Origin of the sequence: Pseudonocardia hydrocarbonoxydans (assembly GCF_006539565.1) — a bacterium.
Taxonomy (GTDB): Bacteria; Actinomycetota; Actinomycetes; order Mycobacteriales; family Pseudonocardiaceae; genus Pseudonocardia; species Pseudonocardia hydrocarbonoxydans.
In genome coordinates this window covers 150,935-177,347 of sequence record NZ_BJNG01000017.1, presented here as the reverse complement: position 1 = coordinate 177,347, position 26,413 = coordinate 150,935, and the positions used below count along the sequence as shown (strand labels likewise).

The 26,413-nt window shown below is 76.2% G+C and carries 18 protein-coding genes; 6 read left to right on the top strand and 12 right to left on the bottom strand.

Annotated elements, in window-relative coordinates:
* Positions 1-17 precede the first annotated feature (17 nt).
* Both PHY01_RS12030 and PHY01_RS12025 read left to right on the top strand, forming a co-directional pair.
* Positions 18-4,922 carry a SpoIIE family protein phosphatase gene (locus tag PHY01_RS12030; RefSeq protein WP_141278676.1) on the top strand — a complete coding sequence of 1,635 codons (4,905 nt, stop codon included), beginning with the start codon at positions 18-20 and terminating at the stop codon, positions 4,920-4,922.
* Positions 4,923-4,962: 40 nt separating this feature from the next.
* Positions 4,963-7,998 carry a SpoIIE family protein phosphatase gene (locus PHY01_RS12025; protein WP_141278675.1) on the top strand — a complete coding sequence of 1,012 codons (3,036 nt, stop codon included), beginning with the start codon at positions 4,963-4,965 and terminating at the stop codon, positions 7,996-7,998.
* On the opposite strand, the gene PHY01_RS12020 is transcribed toward PHY01_RS12025, so the two are convergent.
* The 4 genes from PHY01_RS12020 to PHY01_RS12005 all read right to left on the bottom strand — a co-directional run bounded on the left by PHY01_RS12020 (position 7,995) and on the right by PHY01_RS12005 (position 13,182).
* Entirely contained in the window at positions 7,995-8,768 is a 774-nt protein-coding gene (locus PHY01_RS12020; protein WP_141278674.1) for a crotonase/enoyl-CoA hydratase family protein, read from the bottom strand. The two genes, PHY01_RS12025 and PHY01_RS12020, sit on opposite strands and share 4 nt — an antisense overlap.
* On the bottom strand, positions 8,765-9,526 hold the full coding sequence (locus tag PHY01_RS12015) for a 3-hydroxyacyl-CoA dehydrogenase (RefSeq protein WP_141278673.1): 762 nt from the start codon (positions 9,524-9,526) through the stop codon (positions 8,765-8,767). The genes PHY01_RS12020 and PHY01_RS12015 overlap by 4 nt, the downstream gene beginning before the upstream one ends.
* A 61-nt stretch (positions 9,527-9,587) precedes the next feature.
* A complete protein-coding gene (locus PHY01_RS12010) occupies positions 9,588-11,561 on the bottom strand; it encodes an ATP-binding protein (RefSeq protein WP_141278672.1) in 1,974 nt (657 codons plus the stop codon).
* Between the two features lie 22 nt (positions 11,562-11,583).
* Positions 11,584-13,182, bottom strand: coding sequence for an acyl-CoA carboxylase subunit beta (locus PHY01_RS12005; RefSeq protein WP_141278671.1), 1,599 nt, complete (start codon positions 13,180-13,182; stop codon positions 11,584-11,586).
* A gap of 89 nt (positions 13,183-13,271) precedes the next feature.
* On the opposite strand from PHY01_RS12005, the gene PHY01_RS12000 reads away from it, so the two are divergent.
* From PHY01_RS12000 to PHY01_RS11990, 3 genes are read left to right on the top strand one after another with little or no spacing between them, the layout of a single operon-like run.
* Positions 13,272-15,488 (top strand): glycoside hydrolase family 3 C-terminal domain-containing protein, encoded by a 2,217-nt coding sequence (locus PHY01_RS12000; RefSeq protein ID WP_141278670.1) that lies wholly within the window; start codon positions 13,272-13,274, stop codon positions 15,486-15,488.
* Between the two features lie 5 nt (positions 15,489-15,493).
* Positions 15,494-17,161 carry an FAD-binding dehydrogenase gene (locus PHY01_RS11995; RefSeq protein WP_141278669.1) on the top strand — a complete coding sequence of 556 codons (1,668 nt, stop codon included), beginning with the start codon at positions 15,494-15,496 and terminating at the stop codon, positions 17,159-17,161.
* Positions 17,158-17,736 carry an MSMEG_1061 family FMN-dependent PPOX-type flavoprotein gene (locus PHY01_RS11990; protein WP_170183775.1) on the top strand — a complete coding sequence of 193 codons (579 nt, stop codon included), beginning with the start codon at positions 17,158-17,160 and terminating at the stop codon, positions 17,734-17,736. The genes PHY01_RS11995 and PHY01_RS11990 overlap by 4 nt, the downstream gene beginning before the upstream one ends.
* On the opposite strand, the gene PHY01_RS11985 is transcribed toward PHY01_RS11990, so the two are convergent.
* Entirely contained in the window at positions 17,717-18,913 is a 1,197-nt protein-coding gene (locus PHY01_RS11985; RefSeq protein WP_141278667.1) for an AI-2E family transporter, read from the bottom strand. The genes PHY01_RS11990 and PHY01_RS11985 overlap by 20 nt on opposite strands.
* A 133-nt stretch (positions 18,914-19,046) precedes the next feature.
* Here PHY01_RS11985 and PHY01_RS11980 point away from each other — a divergent pair, with 133 nt between their 5' ends.
* A complete protein-coding gene (locus PHY01_RS11980) occupies positions 19,047-19,913 on the top strand; it encodes an alpha/beta fold hydrolase (protein WP_141278666.1) in 867 nt (288 codons plus the stop codon).
* Here PHY01_RS11980 and arsC read toward each other — a convergent pair whose 3' ends face one another.
* Genes arsC through PHY01_RS11945 form a run of 7 tightly spaced genes read right to left on the bottom strand, consistent with a single transcriptional unit; the run spans position 19,914 to position 26,333 of the window.
* On the bottom strand, positions 19,914-20,258 hold the full coding sequence (arsC, locus tag PHY01_RS11975; protein ID WP_141278665.1) for an arsenate reductase (glutaredoxin): 345 nt from the start codon (positions 20,256-20,258) through the stop codon (positions 19,914-19,916). It abuts the gene before it with no gap.
* Positions 20,259-20,267: 9 nt separating this feature from the next.
* Entirely contained in the window at positions 20,268-21,515 is a 1,248-nt protein-coding gene (locus tag PHY01_RS11970) for an alpha/beta hydrolase (RefSeq protein ID WP_141278664.1), read from the bottom strand.
* Positions 21,512-21,787 (bottom strand): hypothetical protein, encoded by a 276-nt coding sequence (locus tag PHY01_RS11965; protein ID WP_141278663.1) that lies wholly within the window; start codon positions 21,785-21,787, stop codon positions 21,512-21,514. Before PHY01_RS11965 ends, PHY01_RS11970 begins: the two co-directional genes overlap by 4 nt.
* Positions 21,784-22,398, bottom strand: a complete 615-nt coding sequence (locus PHY01_RS11960) for a VOC family protein (protein ID WP_141278662.1) — start codon at positions 22,396-22,398, stop codon at positions 21,784-21,786. Before PHY01_RS11960 ends, PHY01_RS11965 begins: the two co-directional genes overlap by 4 nt.
* A 58-nt stretch (positions 22,399-22,456) precedes the next feature.
* Positions 22,457-23,167 (bottom strand): TetR/AcrR family transcriptional regulator, encoded by a 711-nt coding sequence (locus tag PHY01_RS11955; protein WP_141278661.1) that lies wholly within the window; start codon positions 23,165-23,167, stop codon positions 22,457-22,459.
* Positions 23,164-24,804: a (2,3-dihydroxybenzoyl)adenylate synthase gene (locus PHY01_RS11950; protein ID WP_218030119.1), complete on the bottom strand. Its 1,641-nt coding sequence runs from the start codon at positions 24,802-24,804 to the stop codon at positions 23,164-23,166. Before PHY01_RS11950 ends, PHY01_RS11955 begins: the two co-directional genes overlap by 4 nt.
* The gene (locus PHY01_RS11945; protein WP_141278659.1) at positions 24,801-26,333 is read right to left on the bottom strand and encodes an FAD-dependent monooxygenase; all 1,533 of its coding nucleotides are present in this window, start codon (positions 26,331-26,333) and stop codon (positions 24,801-24,803) included. Before PHY01_RS11945 ends, PHY01_RS11950 begins: the two co-directional genes overlap by 4 nt.
* Positions 26,334-26,413 lie beyond the last annotated feature (80 nt).

Sequence of the window (26,413 nt, the reverse complement as noted above, 5' to 3'; positions counted from 1 at the left end):
GGACAGACTGACCGGCGATGTCCACCGACCCGACCCCGGAACCGAACCCGCTGTTCGCGGGGGGCGGGGAGGTCGGGCGGGTCATGGCGACCCACGACTGGGCCGCCACCCCGGTCGGCCCGCCGCACACCTGGCCGTCCGAGCTGCGCAGCGTCGTGCGGATCCTGCTCACGTCGCGGTTCTCGATGTGGATGGGCTGGGGCCCGGAGCTGGCCTTCTTCTACAACGACGCCTACCGGCGCGACACGCTGCGCGCCAAGCACCCGTGGGCGCTGGGCCGCCCCGCGAACGAGGTGTGGGCGGAGATCTGGGACGACATCGGGCCGCGTGTGCGCCACGTCCTCGACACCGGCGAGGCCACCTGGGACGAGAGCCTGCTGCTCACCCTGGAGCGGGCGGGCTACGTCGAGGAGACCTACCACACCTTCTCCTACAGCCCGCTCGACGACGCCGGGGGCCGCATCGCCGGGATGCTCTGCGTGGTCAGCGAGACCACCGAGCGCGTACTGAGCGAGCGCCGGCTGCGCGTGCTCGGCGAGCTGGGTGACGTCTCCGCGGCGACCGCGCCGACCGTCGGGCAGGCCTGCCGCGCGGCGCTGACGGTGCTGGAGCGCGGCCGCCGCGACGTCCCGTTCGCCTCGGTGTACCTGCTCGACGGGCCGGGGGGCGCGGCCCGCCGGGCGGCCCACTTCGGGATGCTCGACGACGCGCGGATCGTGCCGCTGGAGCTCGACGCGGGCTCCCCGCTGTGGCCGGTGCTGCAGACCGGCGAGCCGCGCGTGCTCACCGGGCTCGCGCAGCGCTACCGGGGGCTGTTCCTGCCCACCGGCCACATCGACGACGCCATCGAGCCCGACACCGCGGTCTGCCTGCCCCTGGTCGGCAGCGGGAGCGGTCCGCCGATCGGGGTGTTCACCGCGGGGGTGAGCCCGTTCCGGGCGCTGGACGCGGAGTACCGGCGCTTCCTGGACCTCGTCGCCGGGCAGGTCGACACCGCGATCACCGACGTGCAGGCCTATCAAGCCCAGCGTCGCCGCGCCGACGAGCTCGCCGAGCTCGACCGGGCCAAGACCGAGTTCTTCACCGGCGTCAGCCACGAGCTGCGCACCCCGCTGACGCTCATCGCGGGCCCCGCCGAGGACGCGCTGTCCGACCGCGCGCACCCGCTCCCCCCGGAGCACCGGGCCCGCCTGGAGGTCATCCGGCGCAACAGCGGGCGGCTGCGCCGCCTCGTCGACACGCTGCTGGACTTCGCCCGGCTCGAGGGCGGGCAGCTCGCACCGCAGCTCACCGCCGTCGACCTGGCCGGGCTCACCCGCGGGATCGCCGAGTCGTTCGCCCCCGCCGTCACCCGGGCCGGCCTCGGGTTCGACGTCGAGTGCCCGCCGCTGCCGTCCACCGTCGCCGTCGACGTGGACATGTGGGAGAAGATCGTCCTCAACCTGCTGTCCAACGCGGTGAAGTACACCCTGGCCGGCGGCGTCTCGATCACCCTGGGACCCGACGGGGACGGCGGGGTGCGGCTGGCCGTCGTCGACTCCGGCATCGGCATCCCCGCCGAGGACGTGCCGCTGCTGTTCCGGCGCTTCCACCGCGTGCAGGGGTCGAGCGGGCGCAGTCGCGAGGGTTCCGGCATCGGGCTGGCGCTGGTCGCCGAGCTGACGGCCCTGCACGGGGGCACCACGAGCGTGCAGAGCACCCCCGACAGCGGATCCACCTTCACCGTGACGCTGCCCGCGGCGGCGCTCACCGGCGCCCCCGCCCAGCGGGCCCGGGCCTCCGCCGCGGTGGAGCGCTACCGCGAGGAGGCCCTGCAGTGGGCCACCACGGACCCGTCCGACTCCGCCGCCACCCTCGACCCCGGCCCGACCGCGGGCGACACCGTGCTCGTCGCCGAGGACAACAGCGACCTGCGCCGGTTCCTGGCCGGGCTGCTCTCGCCGCACTACCGGGTGCTGGTCGTCGGCGACGGCGACAGCGCGCTGGCCACCGCGCTCGCGGAGCGCCCCGACCTGGTGCTGACCGACGTCATGATGCCGGGCCTCGACGGCTTCGGCCTGCTCGCCGCCCTGCGCGCCGACCCGGCGACGGCCACCACCCCGGTCGTGATGCTCTCGGCGCGGGCGGGCGAGGAGGCGGCCATCGAGGGGCTCGCCGCGGGCGCCGACGACTACCTGGTCAAGCCGTTTTCCTCGGCCGACCTGCTGGCCCGCATCCGCTCGAACCTCCAGCTCGCCCGGGTGCGCAACCACGAGTCGGCCTGGCGCAACGCGCTGATCAACGCGATGCAGGACGGCCTGTTCGTCGTCGGGGACGACTGGACGGTCGTGGAGGTCAACGACGCCTTCGAGGCGATCCTGGGCTACGGGGCCGACGGCCTGCCCTACCCGGTCCCGCACCCGTGGTGGCCCACCGATCCCGAGCACGCCCCGGCGATCGAGGCCGCCGTCGCCAGTGTGCAGGAGCAGCACGGCGGCGAATTCGTCCTCCCGGTGCACCACCGCGACGGCCGGCTGCTCTGGATCGAGGTGGTGGTCGCCGAGGCACCGGCCCGCGACGGCGACGGCCTGGCGCTGGTGGGCACGCTGCGCGACGTCACCGGGCGCCGGCGCATCGCCGAGCGCGACCGGCTGCTCGCCGACACCGGGCACCTGCTCGGGCGTCCCGGCACCCTCACCGAACGCCTCGACGACCTCGTCGCCGCGGCCGCGCCCGTGCTGGGCGACCTCGCGGCCGTCTTCCTCGCCCGTCCCGACGGCCTGTACGCCGTCGCGGCCGCGCACCACCACGACCCCGCCGTCACCGCCGCCATCCGCGCCATCGCGCCCCGCCGCCCCACCGTCGACCTCGCCGGGGGGCGCGCGTTCGTCCTCGAGGACCTGACGCAGGACCCGGAGACCGACACCGGCGGCGCCGTCTTCTCCGACGCGCTGGTCGTGCCGCTCGTCGTGGCCGGGCGGCTGCTCGGGGCGCTGGTGTTCGCCAACACCGGTGGCCCGCGGGTGCACGACGACACCGACGTCGACACCGCCGAGGAGCTGGGCAGGCGGGTCGCGCTGATGATCGAGACCGAGCGCCTGGCCACCCGGGAGCGGCGGCTGCACGAGGTGACCGCCGCGCTCGCCGCGGCCGGCACCGTCGACGACGCGGCGCGCGTCCTCGCCGCGGGGGTGGTGGAGGCCACGGGGGCGGCGGCCGTCTCGGTCACGCTGGCCGGGCCCGAGGGCCCGCACACCGTGCACCGGTTCGGCGACGCCGCCGGCGTCCCGTCGGTGACCGAGGCGCTGCGGACCGGGATGCCCGTGTGGCGGGCCGCGGACGACGCGGGCGTGGCGCTGCCGCTGGCGGTGGGCGAGCGCGTGGTCGGCGCGCTGGCCGCCGGGTTCGGCGGCAACCGGTCCTTCGACGACGACGAGCGCGCCTTCCTGGCGGCACTGGCCGGGGACGCCGGGCTGGCCTTCGAGCGGGCCGCGCTCGCCGACACCCGCCGCGAGCTCGCCGACACCCTGCAGCGCAGCCTGCTCCCCTCCGCCCTCCCCGAGCACGACCGGGTCACCCTGGCCGCGCACTACCTGCCCGCGGCCTCGGGCAGCAACACCGGCGGCGACTGGTACGACGTGCTCCCCCTCGACGAGCACCACATCGCGATCGTGGTCGGTGACGTCGTCGGGCAGGGCCCCGGCGCCGCCGCCGTGATGGGGCAGCTGCGCAGCGCGCTGTCGGCGTACCTGCTGCAGAACCACGCGCCCGCCGAGGCCCTGACCTGGCTGGACCGCTGGTCCTCCCGTGTGCCGGGGGCCCGCGCCAGCACGGCGATCTGCGTCGTGGTCGACATCCGCACCGGCGACCTGCGCTGGGCCCGCGCCGGGCACCCCCCTCCCCTGGTCCTCGGCCCGGACGGGTCGTCGCGGTTCCTGCAGGACGCCCGCGGCACCGTGCTCGGCGTCGCGGGCGCGCCGCCGTTCGTCGAGGGGCGCACCACGCTCGCGCCCGGGTCCACCGTGATCCTCTACACCGACGGGCTGGTCGAGCGCCGCGGCGAGATCGTCGACGACGGGTTCGACCGCCTCGCGGCCGCCGCGGCCCGGCACTGCACCGAGCCCGTGCAGCGGCTGGTGCCCGCCGTGCTGCACGCGGCGCTCGACGGTGCGGGCCCTGCCGACGACGTCGCGCTGATCGTGGCGCGCCTGCGCCCGCCCGCGCTGGCCGGGCGCGGCCCCGCCCGGCCCGACCGGCTCGCGGTCGTGCGCCGCGAGGTCGCCGACTGGGTCACCGCCGCCGCGCTGCCCGAGGAGACCGGCGAGGACCTGCAGCTCGCGCTCGGCGAGGCGCTGGCCAACGCCGTCGAGCACGCCTACCGCGACCGCCCGCCCGGGGAGTACCGCTACCTGCTCGATCAGCGTCCCGACGGCTCCGTGCGGGTCGTGGTGAGCGACGACGGCAGCTGGCGGCCCCCGCCGGAGGACCCCGGGTACCGCGGCCGCGGGCTGCTGGTGATCGACCGGCTCGCCCGTGACCTGTCCGTCGAGCGCACCGACACGGGCACCCGCCTGGAGTTCACGGTGCACCCGGCCGACGTCGCGTCGCCGCCCCGCTCCCCCGCCGCCCCCGACCGGTCGGCCCCCTGGGCCGGCCTGCGCGTGCACGACGGGCCCCGGCTCGAGCTCGCCGGCGAGCTCGACGTGTCCACGGTGCCGGGGATGCGCGACCGGGCGCTGGCGGCGGTCCGGGGCGCCGCGGGCACCGCGGTCGTCGACCTGACCGCCGTCACCCACCTGGCCAGCGCCGGGATCGGGCTGCTGCTGGAGCTCGCGGCGCGGGCGCCGCACGGCCTGCGCACCGTCGCCGCACCGGACGGCCCGGTGGGGCGCGTCCTCGCCCTCACCGACCTGGAGGCCGCCCTGGGCGCCGAGCATCCCTGACGGCCGTTGACACCGCCGGGCCGCTACCCATACTTGCGCCATGTCACCGCCCTGCGGCCGGCCGCCACGGGGCGTGGTGGTCTTCGTCGTCGTCGCCCTGGGCTACGCGGCCGGATCCCAGGCGGCCTTCAGCTGGTTCGGCGCGCTCGGGCTCGGCGGCACGTTCTTCCCCCCGGCGGGGCTCACGCTGGCCGCGTTCGTGGTGGTCGGCCGGCGGCACTGGCCCGCGGTGGCCGCCGCGGTGCTCGTCGCCGAGGTCGCGCTCGACACGGTCAACGGGCTGGGGCCGGCCGCCGGCGTCGGCTTCGCGCTCGCCAACATCGCCGAGCCGCTGGCCGGGGCCCTGCTGCTGGGCGCGCACCGCGGCCGGCGGGTGGACCTGGAGCGGCGCGAGGACCTGTTCCGGTTCGTCGCCGGACCGGTGCTCGTCGCCCCGCTCCTGGGGGCGGTCCTGGCCGCGACGACCGACGCGCTGTTCGTCGCCCCCGACCGGTTCCTGGACGTCGCGGTGCGGATCTGGCTCGGCGACGGCCTGGGCGTACTGGTCGTCGGCGGCGCGCTGCTGGCGACCCGCTCGCCCGACTCGGTGTGGCGGGTGCCGCACCGCCGCCCCGAGGCCGTCGCGCTGGTGCTGCTCGCGACCGCCGGGTCCGCGGCCGTCGTCTCCCGGCACGCGCTGCCGCTGGCCTACCTCGTCGCCGTCCTGCTGGTGTGGATCGCGTTCCGGCTCGGCGTCGCGGGGGTCACCTCCGCCGGGCTCGGGGTGGCGTTCGCCGCGTCGGCGTCGGTGGCGGGCGAGCGCGGCATCGCGGCCGACCTCGGGGTGTCGCCGGGGCTGGCCCTGAGCTACGTCCAGGCGCTGGTCGCCGTCGTGCTGGTGACGACCGCCGCGCTCGCCGCAGAGATCCGCGAGCGGGAGCGGACCGTGCTCCGCGCGGCCACCGCCGACTCCCACCGCCTCGCCGCCGAGACCGCCTACGACGTCGAGCGCCGCGCGCTGCGCCGCGCCGAGCTGCTGCACGCGGTGACCGCCGCCCTGGGCACGGCCAGCACGCTCGACGAGGTGGCGCGGGCGGTGCACGGCGCCGGTCTGGTCCCGCTCGACGCGGGCGCGACGTCGGTCGGGGTGCTCGGCCCCGACGGGGCGTTCCGCGTCGCCACCCTCGGCTTCCCCGACGCCGTCGCGCTGCGGAACGCGGCGCTGCCCGCCGACGCCGACCTGCCGGGCCCGGCCGCGGTGCGGGACGGGCGGGCCCGCTGGTTCGGCGACCGCGCCGGCACCGTCGCGGAGTTCCCGGCGGTCGCGGAGCTCCTCGACGGCACCGCCTACGCCGCGGCGGCGGTGCTCCCGCTGCACCGGGCGGGCGAGCCGGTCGGGTACATCGCCGCGCACTTCGTCGGGGAACGGGAGTTCCCGCCCGACGAGCGGACGCTGCTGGAGGCCGTCGCCCTGCAGGTCGAGAACTCGCTGGAGCGGGTCCGGCTCTACGAGCTCTCGGTCGGGCTGCGGGAGGTCGCCGAGCGGCGGGCCGCCCGCCAGCGGGTGCGCATCGACGTCCTGGAACGGCTCAACGCCGCGGGGGGCGCCGCGCTGCGCCGCCGGCTGCTGGTGGAGGCGCTCGTGCCGGAGATCGCCGACCTCGCCGTGCTCGTCGTCCCGGGGCGCGGCGGGCGGCCGCAGCAGGTCGCGGCCGCCCCCGCGTGGGCACCCGGCCACGGGGCGGTGGTGCCCGACGTCGCCGACGTGCTGGCCACCGGCCGGGCCGTGCTCTCCGAGCACCTCGTCCCGCACCCGCACGTGCCGCCCGCCCTCGCCCCGGTCTCCTCGATCACGGTGCCGCTGCGCGCCGGGGACGCGGTCGTGGGCGCGTTGCGGGTCTGCTTCACCGACTCGGGGCGCCGCCACCGGCCCGAGGACGTCGGGTTCGTGCGCGATCTCGCCACCGGCGCGGCCCTGGCCATCGAGAACGCACGGCTCTACGAGGCGGAGCACCGCATCGCCGAGGTGCTGCAGACCAGCCTGCTCCCCCAGGAGCTCCCGCGGCTCCCGGGTCTCACCCTGGGGTCGCGCTACCTCGCGGGCGCGGCCGGGACGCAGGCGGGCGGCGACTGGTACGACGTGCTGGCCCTCGACGAGCACCGCGCCGCCGTCGTCGTCGGGGACGTGGTGGGCAACGGGCCGGGCGCCGCCGCCGTCATGGGGCAGCTGCGCAGCGCCGTGGCCTGCGCCCTGCTGGACGGGCACGGCCCGGCCCGGGTGCTGGAGCAGCTCGACCGGTTCGCCGCGCGGGTCCCCGGGGCCCGGGGCAGCACCGCGGCCTGCGTCGTCGTGGACCGGGCCCGCGGGGAGCTGTGCTGGGCCCGCGCCGGGCACCCCCCGCCGCTGCTGCTCGACGACGGGCGCGTCCGGTTGCTGGAGGGCCCCACCGGCACGGTGCTCGGTGTGCCCGGCCGCCCGCCGTACCGGGAGAACCGGGTCGCGGCCGGCCCCGGTGCGACGGTCCTGCTCTACACCGACGGGCTGGTCGAGCGGCGCGGCGAGGTGATCGACGACGGGGTGGCCCGGCTCGCCGACCACGCCGCCGCCCTGGCCCACCGCGACCCCGACGCCCTGCTCGGCGACCTGCTCGACCGGCTCGTGCCCGCCGGGCGCCCCTCCGACGACGTCGCCGTCGTCGCCGCGCGGATCCTGCCGCCCGCGCTGCACCTGCGCGTGCCCGCCGTGCCCGGGCAGCTCCGGCCGGTGCGCGGGGCGGTCCGCGGCTGGGCCGCCGGGCACGCGCTGCCCGCCGACGTCACCGACGACCTGCTGCTGGCGCTGGGCGAGTCCGTCGCGAACGCGGTGGAGCACGCCTACCCCGCAGGGCGGCCGGGGGAGGTCGAGTGCGCGCTGGAGCGGGCGGCGGACGGCACGGTCGCGGTGACCGTCCGCGACTCGGGCACCTGGCGGCCGGTGCCCTCGGACAACGGCCACCGCGGCCACGGCCTGACGATGATCCGTGCGGTGACCGACGCCGTGGAGGTCGAGCGCCTGCCCACGGGAACGACGGTCCGCTTCCGCCTCGGCGCGGGCTAGCGGCCCGTCCAGACCGGCGGGCGCTTCTCGGCGAAGGCCGTGGGGCCCTCGCGGGCGTCCTGCGAGGCGAACACCGGCGCGGTCAGCGCCGCCTGCTCGGCCCAGCCCTGCGCGGTGGTCCAGTCGGCGCTGCCCCGTGCGATGCGCTTGGTGGCCACGACGGCGAGCGGGGCGTTGGCCGCGATGACGGTGGCCAGCTCCACCGCGGCGTCCAGCGCGCCGCCCTCGTCGGTGACGCGGTTGACCAGGCCGATCTCCGCGGCGCGGGCGGCGTCGATCGGGTCGCCGGTCAGCAGCATCTCCATCGCCACCGCGTGCGGCACCCGGCGGGTCAGCAGCAGCGCGCCACCCGCCGCGGCGACCAGCGAGCGCTTCACCTCCGGCACGCCGAGGCGCGCGGTGCTCGACGCCACCACCAGGTCACACGCCAGCAGCAGCTCGAACCCGCCGGCCAGCGCCCAGCCCTCGGCCGCGCCGATCAGCGGCTTGCGCGGCGGCACCTCGGTGATCCCGCACAGGCCGCGCCCCTCGACCCACGGCCGCTCGCCGCGCAGGAACGCCTTGAGGTCCATGCCCGCCGAGAACGTGCCGCCGGCCCCGGTGAGCACGCCGACCCGCAGCTCGTCGGAGGCGTCGAGCTCGTCGACCGCCGCGGCGATGCCCCGGGACACCGCGCCGTCGAGCGCGTTGCGCGCGTGCGGCCGGTTGATCGTGATGACCTGGACGGCGCCGCGCCGCTCGACGAGGACCTCGTCGCCCGGCCCCGTCACCGCGGGGCCATCCGGATGGCCCCGTCGAGGCGGATGACCTCGCCGTTGAGCATCGGGTTGGCCGCGATGTGCGCGACCAGCGCGCCGAACTCCGCCGGCTGCCCCAGCCGCGACGGGTGCGGCACCTGCTGGCCCAGGGAGATCCGCGCGTCCTCGGGCAGCCCGGCCAGCAGCGGGGTGTCGAACAGGCCCGGCGCGATGGTGACGACGCGGATCATCGCGCTCGCCAGGTCGCGCGCGATCGGCAGCGTCATGCCCACGACGCCGCCCTTGGACGCCGAGTACGCGGCCTGCCCGATCTGGCCGTCGAACGCCGCGACCGAGGCGGTGTTGACGATGACGCCGCGCTCGCCGTCGACGATCTCGGTGGCGGCGATGCGCTCGGCCGCGAGCCGGATGACGTTGAACGTGCCGATCAGGTTGATGTTCACGATGCGGGCGAACTTGTCGAGCGGGTAGACGCCCTTGCGCCCCAGCACGCGGATCGCGTCGCCGGTGCCCGCGCAGTTGACGGCCATCCGGATCGGGCCCAGCTCGGCGGCGACGTCGAGCGCGGCACTCACCCCAGCCTCGTCGGTGACGTCGCCGGGGGCGAAGCGCACGCGGTCGCCCAGCTTCTCCGCGACCTCGGCGCCCGCCGAGGACGGCAGGTCGAGGATGACGACCGACGCGCCCGCGTCGAGCAGCTTCTCGGTGGTGGCCAGGCCGAGCCCGGACGCCCCACCGGTCACGACCGCGGCAGCTCCGTTGATGTCCACTGGTGTCTCCTCGTGCCTCGTTCGCGAACTGACCCCGGACCCTAGCCGTCGGCGCCGACCGTCAGCCCGTGGCGCCGGTCACCACGGCCAGCACCTGGCCCGTGGCGACCTGGTCGCCCGCGGCGACGTGCAGCTCGGTCAGCTCCCCGTCGGCGGGGGCGGCGACCGTGTGCTCCATCTTCATCGCCTCCAGCACCACCAGCGCCCGGCCCGCGGTGACCGCGGCTCCCGGCTCGGCGAGCACCCGCAGCACCGTGCCGGGCATCGGGGCCAGCAGCGAACCGGGTACCTGCACCGAGGACGGGTCGACGAACCGCGCGACCTCGGCGAGCGTCGTCGAGCCGAGCGCGCTGTCGACGTGGTGGGCCCCGGCCACGGCGTGCACCGACACCGTGCGGCGCACCCCGTCGACGGTGAGGTCGACCGCGGCCGGCGTCACCGCGTGGACGGTGAGCGCCAGCGGTGCGCCGTCGACGGCGACCTCGACCCCGCCGCGGTGGACGCGGTAGGCGACCTCGACGCTCCGCTGCGGACCGACGGTGAACGCCACCCGCTGCGGCGCGACCGCGACGTTGCGCCAGCCCGACGGGACGGCGCGCAGCACCGGGGCGGCGGCGCGGTGCGCGGCCTGGCGGGCCAGCGCGGCGCAGGCCGCGTGCACCGGGACCGCGTCGTCGGCGCCGAGCGCCACCGCGGGGTGCCGGTCGAGGTAGCCGGTGTCGGTGGCCCCGGCGAGGAAGTCGGGCTCGCGCAGGATCCCGACGAGCAGCTCGCGGTTGGTGAGGACCCCGTGCAGCCGGGCCCCGTGCAGCGCGGCGGCGAGCGTGCGGGCCGCCGCGGCGCGGGTCGGGCCGTGCGCGATCACCTTGGCCAGCATCGGGTCGTAGTGCGGGCCGATCACCGAGCCGTCGGCCACCCCGGTGTCGACGCGCACGTCCCCGGGCACCGCGACGCGGTGCAGCGTGCCGGTGGCCGGCAGGAACCCCGCGGAGGGGTCCTCGGCGTAGAGCCGCGCCTCGATCGCGTGCCCGGTGATCCGGGCGTCGTGCACCTCGGGGGGCAACGGCTCCCCCTCGGCCACCCGCAGCTGCAGCTCGACCAGGTCGAGCCCGGTGACCAGCTCGGTGACCGGGTGCTCCACCTGCAGCCGGGTGTTGACCTCCAGGAACCCGAACGTCCCGTCGGCGTCGAGCACGAACTCGACCGTGCCCGCCCCCACGTACGGCCCCGCCCCCAACGTCGCGAGCGCCTCGCCCGCGGTGACGGCGGCGGCGCACAGCCGGGCCCGCAGCGCGTCGTCGACGGCGGGCGACGGCGCCTCCTCCACGATCTTCTGGTACCGGCGCTGGATCGAGCACTCCCGCTCGAACAGCGCCACCAGCGAGCCGTGGGCGTCGCCGAGGATCTGCACCTCGACGTGACGGGGGTCGACGACGAGGCGTTCCAGGAACACGGTGCCGTCGCCGAACGCGGAGGCGGCCTCGCGGCGGGCGCTCGCGACCGCCTCCTCCAGGGAGCCGGGGTCGGGCACGACCCGCATCCCCCGCCCCCCGCCGCCGAACGCGGCCTTGACCAGCAGCGGGAAGCCCACCCGCTCCCCCAGCGCGGCGAGGTCGTCGTCCGCGCCGACGGTGGCCCCGGGGAGCACCGGCACCCCGGCCGCCGCCATCAGCGCCTTGGCCTCGGTCTTCGACCCCATCGCGGCGATCGCCTCGGGCGACGGCCCGACGAAGGTGATCCCGGCCGCGGCGCAGTCGCGGGCGAACCCGGCGTTCTCCGACAGGAACCCGTAGCCGGGGTGGATCGCGTCGGCCCCGGTGGCGCGGGCGGCGTCGAGGACGAGGTCCCCGCGCAGGTAGGTGTCGGCCGGCGCGGCGCCGGGCAGGCGCACCGCCTCGTCGGCGGCGGCGACGAACGGGGCGTCGGCGTCGGGGTCGGAGTACACCGCGACGCAGCCGATGCCCAGCGCCCGCGCGGTGCGGAACACCCGGACGGCGATCTCGCCGCGGTTGGCGACCAGCAGCTTGTGGATCATGCTGTGCACATCGTCTCTGGGCTCACATCCGGAAGACGCCGAAGCCGCGACGGCCCTCGACGGTGGTCGAGTGGGTGGCCGACAGCGACATCCCCAGCACGGTGCGGGTGTCGCGCGGGTCGATGATGCCGTCGTCGTAGAGCCGGGCGGTGACGAACAGCGCGTGCGACTCCGCCTCGATCTGCGCCTCGATCGCCGCGGTGCGCGCGGCGTCGGCGGCCTCGTCGAACGGCTTGCCCTGCGACTCCGCCGACGCCCGCCCGACGATCGACAGGACCCCGGCCAGCTGCGCGGCCCCCATGACGGCGAGCTTCGCGCCCGGCCAGGCGAACATCAACCGGGGGTCGAACGCCCGCCCGGACATCCCGTAGTTGCCGGCGCCGAAGGACCCCGCCATGTTGACCGTCAGGTGCGGGACGGTGCTGTTGGCCACCGCGTTGATCATCTTGGCGCCGTCCTTGACGATGCCGCCCTGCTCGTAGCTGGTACCCACCATGTAGCCGGTGGTGTTCTGCAGGAACACCAGCGGGGTGTCGGTCTGGTTGGCCAGCAGGATGAACTCGGTGGCCTTCTTCGACTCCTCGCCGAACAGCACCCCGCGGTGGTTGGCGAGCACCCCCACCGGATAGCCGTGCAGCTGCGCCCAGCCGGTGACCAGCGACGACCCGTAGAGCGGCTTGTACTCGTCGAACTCCGAGCCGTCGACGGTGCGGGCCAGCACCTCGCGCGGGTCGAAGGGCACCTTCGGATCGGCGGGGACGACGCCCAGGATCTCCTCGGGGTCGTACACCGGCTCCGCGGCGGCTCCGCGGGGGGCCGGGCCGAGCTTGCGCCAGTTGACCCGCGTCAGGATCTCGCGCCCGATCCGGATGGCGTCGTGCTCGTCGACGGCGAAGTGGTCGGACAGGCCCGAGACGCGGGAGTGCATGTCGGCGCCGCCGAGCGACTCGTCGTCGGCGTCCTCCCCGGTGGCCATCTTCACCAGCGGCGGGCCGCCGAGGAACACCTTGGCCCGGCGGTCGACGAGCACGGCGTGGTCGCACATGCCGGGCACGTAGGCCCCGCCCGCGGTGGAGTTTCCGAACACCAGCGCGACGGTGGGCACGCCGGCCGCCGAGAGCGCGGTGAGCTCGTGGAAGATCCGCCCGCCCGGCACGAACAGCTCGGCCTGCGACGGCAGGTCGGCGCCGCCGGACTCGACGAGGTTGACGACCGGGAGCCGGTTGACCCGCGCGATCTCCAGCGCCCGCAGCGTCTTGCGCAGCGAGTACGGGTTCATCGCGCCGCCCCGGACGGTCGGGTCGTGCGCGATCACCACGCACTCGACGCCCGACAGCACCCCGATCCCGGTGACGACGGAGGCCCCGACGGTGAACGGGGTGCCCCACGCGGCCAGCGCGGACAGCTCCAGGAACGGCGAGTCCGGGTCGAGCAGCAGCTCGATGCGCTCGCGCACCGGCAGGCGCCCCCGGTCGCGGTGGCGTTGCTGGTAGGCCGCACCCCCGCCCGCGGCGGCGACCGCCTGCTGCTCGGCGACCCGATCCAGCAGGTCGAGCTGGATGGCGCGGTTCGCCCGGTAGGTCTCCCCCGCGGTGTCCAGCGCGGATCTCAGTACCGGCATCTCGGCGTCCCGGGCCGGTCTCGCTGCGTGTCCACGGTGGCAACCTAGCCCGTCGCGGAGCCCGGGGGCGGCGGGCATGATCTGGCCCCATGCAGACCCTCTCCGTGGAGCAGAAGGCCGCGCTGTGCCTCGGTGCCGACTTCTGGCACACCGCCGCCGTGCCGGGCGTCGCGTCGATCCTGGTGTCCGACGGCCCGCACGGCCTGCGCGTGCAGCCCGCGGGGGGCGACCACGTCGGCCTCGGGGGGAGCCTGCCCGCCACCTGCTTCCCCACCGCGGCGGCGCTGGCGTCGAGCTGGGACCCCGCGCTCGCCCGCGAGATCGGTGCGGCGCTGGGCGTCGAGGCGCGGGCGCAGGGCGTCGGGGTCGTGCTGGGTCCCGGCGTCAACATCAAGCGCTCCCCGCTGTGCGGGCGCAACTTCGAGTACTTCTCCGAGGACCCGCACCTCACCGGCGTCCTGGCCGCGGCGCTGGTGGAGGGGATCCAGAGCCGCGGCGTCGGCACCTCGGTGAAGCACTTCGCGGCCAACAACCAGGAGACCGACCGGCTGCGGGTCAGCGCCGAGGTCGACGAGCGGACGCTGCGCGAGATCTACCTGCCCGCCTTCGAGCACGTCGTCACCCGGGCCCGGCCGTGGACGGTGATGTGCGCCTACAACAAGGTCAACGGCGTCTACGCCTCGCAGCACGGGTGGCTACTCACCACGGTCCTGCGCGACGAGTGGGGCTTCGACGGCGTCGTGGTGTCCGACTGGGGCGCGGTGGCCGACCGGGTCGCCGCGCTGGTCGCGGGCCTGGACCTGGAGATGCCGCCGAACCGCGGGGTCAGCGACCGGGCGATCGTCGACGCCGTCGCCGACGGCTCGCTCGACGAGGCCGTGCTCGACCGGGCCGTCGACCGGATGCGACGGCTGGTGGAGCGGGCCGGGCCGCCCTCCCCGGATCCTGCTGCCGTCGACTGGGACGCCCACCATGCGCTGGCCCGCCGGGCCGCGGCCGACGGGATCGTGCTGCTCCGGAACGAGGGCCACGACCCCGAGGACCGGGTCCTGCCGCTGCACGACTCGCCCTCGCTGCGGGTGGCCGTCGTCGGCGAGCTGGCCCGCACCCCGCGCTACCAGGGCGCGGGCAGCTCGCAGGTCAACCCCACCCGGCTCGACGTGCCGCTCGAGGAGATCACCGCCGCGCTGCCGCTGGCGACGATGTCGTTCGCCCCCGGCTACGCCCTCGACGGGCCGCCGGACCGCCTGCTGGCCGACGAGGCCGTCGCGCTGGCCACCGGGGCCGACGTCGTCGTCGCGCTGCTCGGGCTGCCGGCCGCCGCGGAGTCCGAGGGGTTCGACCGCGACCACATCGACCTGCCCACGGCGCAGCTGACCCTGCTCTCGCGCCTCGCCGACACCGGGGTGCCGGTGGTCGTGGCGCTGGCCCACGGCGGCGTCGTGCGCACCGACCCGTGGGAGCACCGCGTGGCGGCGGTGCTGGAGTGCTGGCTGGGCGGGCAGGCCGGGGGCGGGGCGCTCGCCGACGTCCTGACCGGCGCCGTCGACCCCGGCGGGCGGCTGGCCGAGACCGTCCCGCTGCGCCTGGCCGACACCCCCTCGCACCTCAACTTCCCCGGTGAGGAGGGCCGCGTCCGCTACGGCGAGGGCGTGTTCGTCGGCTACCGCGGGTTCGACGCGCTCGACCGGCCGGTCGCGCACCCCTTCGGCCACGGCCTGTCCTACACCGGGTTCGGCTACTCCGGGCTCACCGTCGACGTCGACGGCACCGACCTCACCGTGGGCGCCACCGTCACCAACACCGGTGCCCGCGCGGGCCGCGAGGTCGTGCAGCTCTACGTCGGCGACCCGGAGTGCTCGGTCGCGCGCCCGCCCGCCGAGCTGCGCGGGTTCGCCAAGGTCGCGCTGGACCCCGGGGAGTCGCGGACGGTCACCTTCACGCTCGGCGCCCGCGACCTGTCGTTCTGGTCGACCGCGCGCGGGGGCTGGGTGCTGGAGCCGGGGGAGTTCGAGATCGCGGTCGGGGCGTCGTCGCGGGACCTGCGGCTGTGCCGGACCGTCACCGTCGACGTCCCGCTCCCCCGCGTGCCGCTCACGGCGGACTCCACGCTGCAGGAGTGGTTGGCCGACCCGGTGGGCGGTCCGGCGCTGCGCGCGGCCGCGGGCCCCGGGATCCTGCAGGACGAGGAGCTGCTGCGGGTGATCGGCAACTTCCCGCTGGGCCGGCTCGCCGCCTTCCCCGGCATCGGCATCACCCGCGAGACCCTGACCCACCTCGGCGCCGGGGAGCGGGGTGCAGGATGAGGACCATGGACGCCGACGTGATCGTGGTGGGGGCGGGTCTGGCCGGGCTGGTGGCCACCGCGGAGCTGGCCGACGCCGGGCGGCGGGTGCTGCTGCTCGACCAGGAACCCGAGGCGAGCCTGGGCGGGCAGGCGTTCTGGTCGCTGGGCGGGCTGTTCCTCGTGGACTCCCCCGAGCAGCGCCGCATGGGCATCCGGGACTCCGCCGAGCTGGCCCTGCAGGACTGGCTGGGCAGCGCCGGGTTCGACCGCGGCGTCGACGACCCGGCGGGCGAGGACTTCTGGGCCCGCCAGTGGGCGACGGCCTACCTCGACTTCGCCGCGGGCGAGAAGCGGTCGTGGCTGCACGGGATGGGCATGCGCTGGTTCCCGGTGGTCGGCTGGGCCGAGCGCGGCGGGGGCCTGGCCGACGGGCACGGCAACTCCGTGCCGCGCTTCCACCTCACCTGGGGCACCGGGCCCGGCGTCATGGAGCCGTTCGCGCGGCGGGTGCGCGACGCGGCCGCGCGCGGGCTCGTCGAGCTCCGGTTCCGGCACCGCGTCGACGGCCTCGCGGTCACCGACGGCACCGTCATCGGCGTGCACGGCGCCGTGCTCGAACCCAGCGCCGCCCCGCGGGGCACGGCGAGCTCCCGGGTCGAGACCGGCGCGTTCGCGCTCTCCGCGCAGGCGGTCGTCGTCACCAGCGGCGGCATCGGGGCCGACCACGACCTGGTGCGGGCCAACTGGCCCGCCCGGCTCGGCACGCCCCCCGCGGACATGATCTCCGGGGTCCCCGAGCACGTCGACGGCCGGATGCTGGGGATCACCGGGGACGCGGGCGGGCGGATCGTCAACCGCGACCGCATGTGGCACTACACCGAGGGCGTCCGCAACTGGGACCCGATCTGGGCGCGGCACGGCATCCGGATCCTGCCCGGGCCGTCGTCGCTGTGGTTCGACGCCACCGGGAAGCGGCTCGGTGCCCCGAACTTCCCCGGGTTCGACACGCTCTCCACCCTCCGCGCGATCACCGCCACCGGCCACGACCACTCGTGGTTCGTGCTCACGCACACGATCGCGGGCAAGGAGTTCGCACTCTCGGGCTCCGAGCAGAACCCCGACATCACCGGCAAGGACGTGCGCGGCGTGCTCGGCCGGGCCCGCGCCGGGGTCTCCGGCCCGGTGCGGGCGTTCCTGCGCAACGGGGCCGACTTCGTCGTCGCCGACACCCTGCCCGAGCTGGTGGCCGGCATGAACGCGCTCACCGACGAGCCGCTGCTCGACGCCGCCGCCCTGGAGCGTCAGATCGTCGCCCGCGACCGGGAGATCGACAACCCCTACACCAAGGACCTGCAGGTCACCGCGATCCACGGCGCCCGGCGCTACCGCGGCGACAAGCTGGTGCGCACCGCCCCGCCGCACAAGATCCTGGACCCGCGGTACGGCCCGCTGATCGCCGTCAAGCTGCACGTCCTCACCCGCAAGACCCTCGGCGGGCTGCAGACCGACCTGTCCTGCCGGGTCCGCCGCGCCGACGGCTCGCCGTTCCCCGGCCTCTACGCCGCGGGCGAGGTGGCCGGGTTCGGCGGCGGCGGCGTGCACGGCTACCGCTCGCTGGAGGGCACGTTCCTGGGCGGGTGCCTGTTCTCCGGGCGCGTGGCCGGTCGGGCCGCCGCGCTGGCGACGGCGTGAACGGGTTCGCGCACGTCCTGCGCACCCCCGAGGAGCTGGCGGCGCACTACCGCCCGGCGAGCGAGCTCGTCGCCCGCAAGAAGATCGACCACGTCGACGAGGGCGCGGCGGCCCTCATCGCCGCGTCGCCGTTCGTGCTGCTGGCCACCTCCGGCGCCGACGGCCGGTGCACGGTGTCGCCGCGCGGCGGCGAACCCGGGTTCGTACGGGTCCTGGACCCGCACCGGCTCGCCGTGCCCGACTACGCGGGCAACAACCTGCTCGACTCCGCGCACCACCTGCTCGCCAACCCGCACGTCGGGCTGATGTTCGTGCTGCCCGGGCGGGCGGAGATCCTGCGGGTCGAGGGCCGTGCGGTGCTCACCGTCGACGACGCCGTTCTCGACGGTGCCGCCGACCAGGGCAGGCGCCCGGTCGCCGCGATCGGGGTCACCGTCGAGTCGGTGTTCGTGCACTGCGCGGCGTCGCTGCGGCGCGCCGGGCTGTGGGAGCCCGACACCTGGGGCCGCGTCGAGGCGCCCACCACCGCGGAGGTCGTCCGCGGCCACCTGGCGATCACCGCGCCGTCCCCGTAGACCCGGCCGCGACCGCCGGCGGGCCGGTGTCGCCGTCGACGTCGGGGTGGCGGTCGTGGCCGGGTTCGGGCGGGCCGCTCTCCTGCGGCTCGCTGCCGTCGACGTCGGCGGGGTCGAGATGCTCGTCGGCCGGGCTGCGCAGCGACCGGATCCCCGAGTTGAGGACGGCGAGCAGCGGCACCGCGAACAGGGCGCCCGCGATACCCCCGACGACCAGGCCCGCGGCCACGGCCAGCACCACGGCCAGCGGGTGCAGCCGGACCGCCCGGCCCAGCAGCAGCGGCTGCAACACGTGGCCCTCCAGCTGCATCACCGCGACGATGATCGCGAGCACGATCAGCGCCGACACCGGGCCCTGGGCCACCAGCGCGACCAGCACCGCCGCCCCGCCCCCGACCACCGCCCCGATGATCGGGACGAACGCGCCGAGGAAGACCAGCGCGGCCAGCGGCACCGCCAGCGGCACGCCGAGCACCGCGAGCCCGATCCCGATCGCGACGGCGTCGACCACCGCGACCACCGCGGTCGCCCGCGTGTAGCCGGCCAGCGCCGCCAGCCCGCGCCGCCCGGCGACGTCGACCCGCGTCCGCACGTCCGAGGGCACCGCCCGCAGCAGGAAGCCCCAGATCCCCACGCCGTCGTGCAGCAGGAAGACCAGGGTGAACACCGCGAGCAGGATCTCGGCGACGGTCTCGCCGAGTGCCGCCGCGGTGGTGAGGGCGCCGGTGGTCAGCACGCCCTGGTTGTCGCCGATGAGGCGCAGCAGGTCCTGCTGGGCGGCGCCGAGCTGCTGCTCGCTGATCCGCAGCGGGCCGTCGGTGAGCCAGGCGACGAGGGTGTCGATGCCCTCGACGAGCTGGGCCGTGAGCTCGGGCACGCCGTCGACGAAGGCCATCACGACGAACGTCAGCACCCCGCCCAGCAGGCCGAGCCCGCCGACGACCACCGTGGCCGTCGCCACCGAGCGCGGGACCCGGTGCCCCACCAGCCACCGGACCGCCGGGTCCAGCAGCGCCGCGAGCAGCAGCGCCACCGCCACCGGCACCACGACCGAGGCGAGCGTGCCGAGCACCTGCCCGACGACGAACAGCGCCGCCACGACGACCAGCGCCCGCCAGCCCAGCGCGGCCGCCACCCGCAGCGTCCGCGGCACGCGGTCCCGCTCGTCGATCGCCATCCCTCACCACCCGTCCGGAGCGACGGGTACCCGTCGGGCGTCCCGGCCACCGGCCCGGCGGGCAAGTTGGGCCGATCGGCCCAGTTGCCGGCGGCACCGATGAGTCCGCGCCGCGGCCGTCGTCTCCCCCGGCATGACGACACACACGCTCCGCCTCCCCGACGTCGACCTCGCCTACGACGTGCACGGCCCGCTCCCGCCCGCCGACGGCCGCCCGGTGCTGCTGATGATCGGCCAGCCGATGGACGCCACCGGGTTCCGGGCGCTGATCGCGCAGCTGCCCGACCGCACCTGCGTCGCCTACGACCCGCGGGGGCTGGGCCGCAGCGTGCGGCACGACGGCCGGACCGACGCCGTCCCGGAGGTCCAGGCCGAGGACCTGCACGCGCTGATCGACGCGCTCGACGCGGGCCCGGTCGAGCTGTTCGCCAGCAGCGGCGGTGCGGTCACCGCGCTGGCGCTCGTGGCCGCCCACCCCGGCGACGTGACGACGCTGGTCGCCCACGAGCCTCCGCTGGTCCAGGTGCTGCCCGACGCCGCCGCGGCCGAGCGGGCGCGGGTCGGCTTCCGCGAGGCCTACGACGCCAAGGGCACGGGGGCCGGGATGGCCGCCTTCATGGCGATGACGTCGTGGCAGGGCGAGTTCACCGACGACTACTTCGCCGCGCCGGCACCGGACCCGGCCGCGTTCGGGCTGCCGACCGAGGACGACGGCAGCCGCGACGACCCGCTGCTGTCGGACCGCTCCGCGCCCGTCACCGCCTACCGCCCGCGGATCGACGCGCTGCTCGCGGCGCCGACCCGGGTCGTGGTCGCGGTCGGCGAGGAGTCGGCGGGCGTGTTCACCGGCCGCACCTCGGTGGCGCTGGCCGGGCTGCTGGGCCGGGAGGCCACCGTGTTCCCCAGCCACCACGGCGGCTTCCTCGACGGCGAGTTCGGCTACCCCGGGCAGCCGGAGGCGTTCGCGCGGCGGCTGCGGGAGGTGCTGGCCGGGGGATGATCAGCGGTCGAGCAGCTCGTGCACCCGCTCCGGCGGCCGGGCCAGCACGGCCCGGTCGCCGTCGACGACGATCGGCCGCTCGATCAACGAGGGGTGGGCGGCCAGGGCGTCGAGCAGGGTGTCGCGGTCGGCGCCGGCGAGGCCCAGCTCGCGGTAGGCGGCCTCGCCGGTGCGGACGATCGCGGCCGGGTCGTCGGTGCCGAGCAGGCGCAGCACGTCCTCGATCTCGGCCCGGGTCGGCGGGGTGTCGAGGTAGCGCACCACGTCCGGCGTCACCCCGGCCTCGGCCAGTACCTGCAGGACGCCGCGGCTCTTGGAGCAGCGGGGGTTGTGCCAGACGATCACTCGGCCAGCCTAGGCCAGCGCGTACCGCGATCCCAGCCAGTCGAGGATCTCGGCGGCGGCGAGCTCGTTGCCGGTGGGCTCCCCGGGCGCCAGCGCCCCGCCGAAGTGCAGCCCGCGCACCGTCGCCGTGGTGAGGTCGGCCGCGCCGAGCGCGTCGATCATGCGGCGGGAGTCGGCCGGGAACGCGGCCTGGTCCCCGGTGAGCTCGACGAACAGCGTCGGCACGGTGACCCCCGGGGCGCAGCGGACGAAGCCCGCGTGCGAGCTGAGCCCGGACCACGTCGACAGCCACGCCTCCGGGGTGGTGAGGCGGCCGAACCCGACCCGGCCGTAGTCGATGAGGTCGGGGCGGCGGCCGAACAGCGAGCCGTACGGGCGGTCGCTGGGGTCGATCGAGAGGTCGACGGTGCGCGGGTCGGCGTCGGTGCGGAACACCGTGAGGATCCGGGGGGCGATCGCGCGGCGGCGGTCGGCGGCGGCCCCGGTCCGGCGGAACGCCGCGCGGGCCTCGGCGGCGCGGGCGAGGTGCCCGCGGGCGACGGCGTCGATCCGGGCGACCCGGGCGCGCTGCGCGGCGCGGTAGCGCTCCAGGAACCCCGGCGCGTACGACGAGCTCTCCGGCGGCTCGGCGAACCCGTTGGCCGGGTCGAAGGGGTCGAGCTCGGGCACGACCGACAGCGGGTCGGACTCGTCGGCGACCGACGGGTCGATGCAGGCCAGCAGCAGCTCGCCCTGCCCGGGATGGGGGGCGAGGAAGACGGCGCCGTCGGCGGGGGGCAGCTCGGCGTCGGCCAGGCCGGTGGGCCGCCCGCCGGGGGTGGTCGCGATCCGCCGGTCCGGGGCGAGCCCGGCCTGCTCCAGGTAGTAGGCGTAGAGCGGGCCGCCGCCGGAGTTGCCCAGCACCACGACCGAGGCGAACCCGGCATCCCGCAGGAACACCAGCCCGGCGGCGACGTCGAGCAGCGCCTGCTCGTGCACCAGGTCGAGGTCGTTGTTCACCGACCGCGGGTGCTGGGTCCACACGGCGGCACCGGCCGCGAGCAGCAGCGGGACCAGCGGGTGGTGCGTGACGTCCTGGCGCGGGTGCATCAGATGGACCACCGTCGTGGCGCCGGGCACCGTGGCGAGCACGCCGCGCACGGTGGCGCCGTCGGCGGTGGTCAGCTCGTGCACCGAGGTGACCGTCGACCCCGGCCGTCCCCCGGCCGTGAGGTACCGCCCGGCCCCCAGTCTCGAGCCGCCCGGCCCCGCCGTCACGACGGCGCCCCCGCGGGCGGGAGTGCGACGGGCTCCACCCGCAGCGCGTCCTTGTCGTGCTGGACGATCCGGCTGTCGCGCGCCACCCCGGCGACCGCGCTGTACCAGACCGCGTGCCGGCAGCCGGTGGCCCGCCGGTCGACGACGATCGGGCCGTCGGCGGTGATCGCGAAGTACGGGCCGATCCGGTCCACCCGGACCTCCGGGTCCCGCGCGGCGACCGTCGCGAGCGGCGAGTTCTCCGGGACGTCGAGGACGTAGAGCGCCGTCACCGGGCCGGTTCCCAGTCCGCGGCCCGCTCCACGATCAGCTCGGCCTTGCGGGCCAGGAGCTTGCCGAAGGTGGGATCGGGCTCCGCGACGACGTCCAGCAGCGCGTCGATCGTCAGGTTCGCGTCGAGGTCCTCCTGCGGCGTGACCGGCCGCATCGCGCGGGTGAGCTCGACCATGTAGCCGTTGGGGTCGTGGGTGTAGATCGACTCGATGGTCTCGTGCCGGATCTGCATCTCCACCGGCCAGGCGCTGTCGTCGAGGCGGCGGCGGTACTCCAGCAGGTCGGCCTCGTCCTGCACGTGGATCGCCAGGTGCCGGGACCGCACGAAGAACTCGGGGACGTCGGGCCCGAAGCGGGCGTAGACGTCGCCGCGACCGGCGTCGTGGACCGGCTCCAGCCCGAAGTAGTAGAAGAACGCGATCCGGTCGCCCCGCCCGATGTCGAAGAAGAAGTGGACGAAGTCCGGGTGGTCCTCCGGGCCCCATCCGGCGGCGCAGATCGAGTGCACCACCGGGAAGCCGAGGACGTCGCGGTAGAACCGGACGGTCCCCGCGGGGTCGAAGGTGGGGAACGCCGCGTGGTCGACGCCCTGGACCCGGTGCTCCAGCATGGTCCCGACGGTACGCGGGAATCGACGGAAGCGTCAACAGTTTGACGCTTGTGCTGACTCACACGTCGAGGATGCGCTCCAGGTGGTCGAGGTCCTGGCGCAGCATGGCCAGCGCGGCCGCCGGGCCCCCGCCGTCGAGGGCGCGGCCCTCGGGTCGCTGCAGCGCCCCCAGCGCCATCCCGGTGAGCTGCTCGGCCACCGCGTCCACCCCGTCGCGGCCGTCGGGGCGGAACCACCAGGCCACCCAGTTGCACATGCCGAGCACGCCCAGTGCCGCGACCCGCGAGTCGACCGGCCGGAACAGCCCCGCCCGCACCCCCTCCTCCACCACGGTGGCGACCGTCCGCAGCACGGCGCGCCTGCTCTGGTCGTAGGCGTCGGTCAGCTCCGCGGGCAGCTCCGCCTCCGAGCGGATGAGCAGCCGGAATCGGGCGGGCTGGGTCGCGCGGCGGACGACGATCACGCGCACGATCACGGCCAGCTTGTCGGCGGCGTCGAGCCCGGGACGGGAGATCAGCTCCTCGATCTCGGTGAGCGGCCCGTCGGTGACCTCGGTGACCAGCTTGGCGAGCAGCTCGTCCTTGCTCCGCACGTAGTAGTAGAGCGCGGGCCGGGTGATGCCCAGCGCGTCGGCGATGTCCTGCAGGCTGGTGCCCGCGAAGCCGCGCTCGGCGAACAGGCGCGTGGCGTGCTCGTACAGCTCGTTCTCGACGAGCTCGCGGCGCGCCGTGGGCACGCGGGCCGGCTTCCCGGTCCGGGGACTGCTCATGAGGGGGATCGTAGAGCGGCCGCGACGGCCTGCAGCCGCACCTTGTCGGTCTTGCCGACCAGGGTGCGCGGGAGCTCGGGCAGGTGCTCCACCCGCTCGGGCCACTTGTACTTCGCGACCTGCAGGGCGTCGAAGTGGCGCTGCACGTCGAGCAGCCCCAGAGGCGCACCCCGGACCACCACGAACGCGCAGGCGCGCTCGCCAAGGCGCGGGTCCGGCATGGCGACGACGGCGGCCGCCTCGATCCGCGGGTGGCGCAGCAGCAGCGTCTCCACCTCCTCGGCGTTGACCTTCTCCCCGCCGCGGTTGATGAGGTCCTTGATCCGGCCCTCGATGCTGACGCACCGCTCGCCGTCGATCACGCGGACGGCGGCGAGGTCGCCGGTGCGGTAGAAGCCGTCGGCGCTGAAGGCCCTGGCGTTGTGCTCGGGGGCGTCGAGGTAGCCGCGCAGGGTGTAGGGCCCGCGACAGCACAGCTCGCCGACCTCGCCGTCGGGCACCTCGTCGTCGGTGCCCGGCTCGACGACCCGGATCTCGTCCAGCGGCGAGAGCGGCGTGCCGACGGTCGTGGCCCGCGCCTCGCGCGACGCCCCGGGGCGGGTGAGGAGGAACAGCCCCTCCCCCATCCCGAACAGCTGCCCGCTCCACAGCCCGCGCCGCTCCAGGTCCTCGAACAGCGCCGCGGGGACCTTGGTGCCCGACAGCACCACCTGCGTCAGCGACGCGGCGGCGGCGTCGAAGCCGGGCGCGGTGACGGCGCCGAAGTGCCCGTGACCGAGCAGGACGTGCGTGGCGCCCGCGCGGGCCATCAGCGGCAGCGACCGCGCGAGGTCGGCGGTGCCGAGCACGAGGCAGGCACCCACCGAGTGCGGGGCGTGCACGGCGCACACGATCCCGGCGTTGTGGATGACCGGGATCAGGTGGGCGACGCGCGTGTCGGGCGTCCAGCCCAGCGACCGGGCGTAGGCCAGCGCGTTGTACCAGTACTCCGCGTGCCGCCGCGGGATCGCCTTGGGCACCCCGGTCGTGCCGCCGGAGAGCTGGAAGGCCGCGACGCCGTCGGGGTCGAGGCCGCGCTGGATCGCCTCCACCGTGGCCCGGGCGTCCGCCGGGTCGACCCCGGTGCCCAGCCCGTCGAGCGCGACGCCGCGCGGGTCCGCCTCGCCGAGCACGAGGACGTGGCGCAGCGTCGGGTGGTCCCGGCCCTGCTCGACGGCGAACCCGACCAGGTCGAACCCGCGCGTGCCCGCCTCGACGAGGTGCGCGACCGCCCCCACCCGCCTGCTGATCGCCGCGATCTCGTGACCGCGGTGCGGGGCCAGCGTGCAGACCGGCACCAGCCCGGCCTTGAGCACCGCGTACCAGGCGACGACGGCGCCGAGCCGGTTGGTCACCTGGAACAGCACGGGGTCCCCGGGGCGCAGGCCGAGCCCGGCCAGCCCGTGCGCGATGCGGTCGGTCACCCCGTCGAGCTCCCGGAAGGTGATCCGGCCGTCCAGCGCGACGACGGCGGGCCGGTCGGGGTGCGCCGCCGCCACGGCGTGCAGCTCGACGGCGATCGTCCGGGTGCCCCACAGGCCGGCGTCGCGGTAGCGGCGCACGGCGTCGGCAGGGTAGCCGACCGGACCGGCGGTCACGCCCACTCCACCAGGTCGGCCCGGCCGCTGACCAGACCGGCGGCCAGGTCGTCGCGCAGCGCGGCGGGGGCCCGGACCACGACGACCGCGCCGGTCTCCGTGCGCACCCGCTCGGCCAGGTCGAGACGGGTCAGCACGGAGGGCCGGTCGGGCGGGCCGGTGAGCCGCACCCCGGCGGCGCCCGCCGCCCGGGCGAGCAGGGCGTCCGCGTCGCCGCCCCACGGATCGGTCGCGGTGACCTCCAGCGTCGTCGGTCCGAGGTCGTCGCCGGCGGGCAGTACGCGACCGGGGAACGTCCGCCGCCTGTGCCGCAACGGCCGGTCCAGTACCCAGCCGGTCAGGTCCGGCAGAGCGGGGACGGGGCCGTCGAGCCCGGCGAACTGGCCCAGCGCGGCGCCGACGACCTCGGGCGCGGTCACGGCGAACCGGTCGAGCGGCACGTTCCCGGCGCGGGTCATGTACGCGACCATCAGCTGCTCCACCGGCAGCCCGGTCCGGGACGGGAACGACTCCCACCACAGCTGGCTGCGCCGGGCCAGCTCCTGGAGACGCTCGACCGCCGGGCGGCGGACCGCCTCGTAGCGGGCGAACGCCTCGGCGGGGCCGTTCTCCCCGGTCAGCGCCTCGGCCAGCGCGATGGCGTCCTCCATCGCCAGCTTCGTGCCGGAGCCGATCGAGAAGTGCGCGGTGTGCGCGGCGTCGCCGAGCAGCACCACCCGCCCGTCCGACCACCGCGCGCAGCGGACCGTGCGGAACCGCTGCCAGCGCGTCCGGTTGCCGATCAGCGGGTGCCCGCGCAGCTGCCCGGCGAACACCTCCTGCAGGTACTCCAGTGACCGGGTGTCGGAGGCGTCGGGCGGTGTGGCGCCGGAGTTCAGGGCCTCGGTGGTCGCGTCGAACCCGGCGCGGCGCCACGTGCGCTCGTCGGTCTCGATCAGGAACGTGCTGTGCCCGCCCGAGTAGGGGTAGGCGTGGGTGACGAACGTGCCGTGCGCGGTGTCGACCGGGGCGAACACGGCGTCGGGCAGCGCGAACCCGGCGCCGCACCACAGGAACAGGCCGCGCCCGATCTGCACGTCGGCGCCGAAACCGCCCGCCTCGCGGGTGGCGCTGCCGACCCCGTCGGCGGCCACGACGACGTCGGCGTCGAGGTCGGCGGCGGCGAGCCGGGACCCGAACTCCAGGCGCACCCCGGCCTTCTCCGCGTGCCGTTGCAGGATCGCGAGCAGCTCGGTGCGCGCGACGCCGATCAGCCGGTCGTTGCGCACCCGCGCGGTGCGCCCGCCGACCCGCATCGTCATGTCGTGCCGGCACCCGGTCGCGGCGATGTCGCGCAGCGTGTCGGGGTCGGCGGCCTCCAGTCGCCGCTGCGTGCCCGCGGCGAGGCCGACCCCGAAGCCGAAGGTCGTGTCCGGCGCGCCCTGCTCGTGCACGACCACCTCGCACGACGGGCGCGCCAGCCTCAGCAGGCGCGCCGCGTAGAGCCCGCCCGGGCCCCCGCCGAGCACCGCGATGCGGCGTGGGTGCATGCCGACCTCCCTCGTCCGATCCTTGACCCATCGTCACCCACGTTGAATACTCGACGCAAGCGTAAGTGACTCACCGGCGA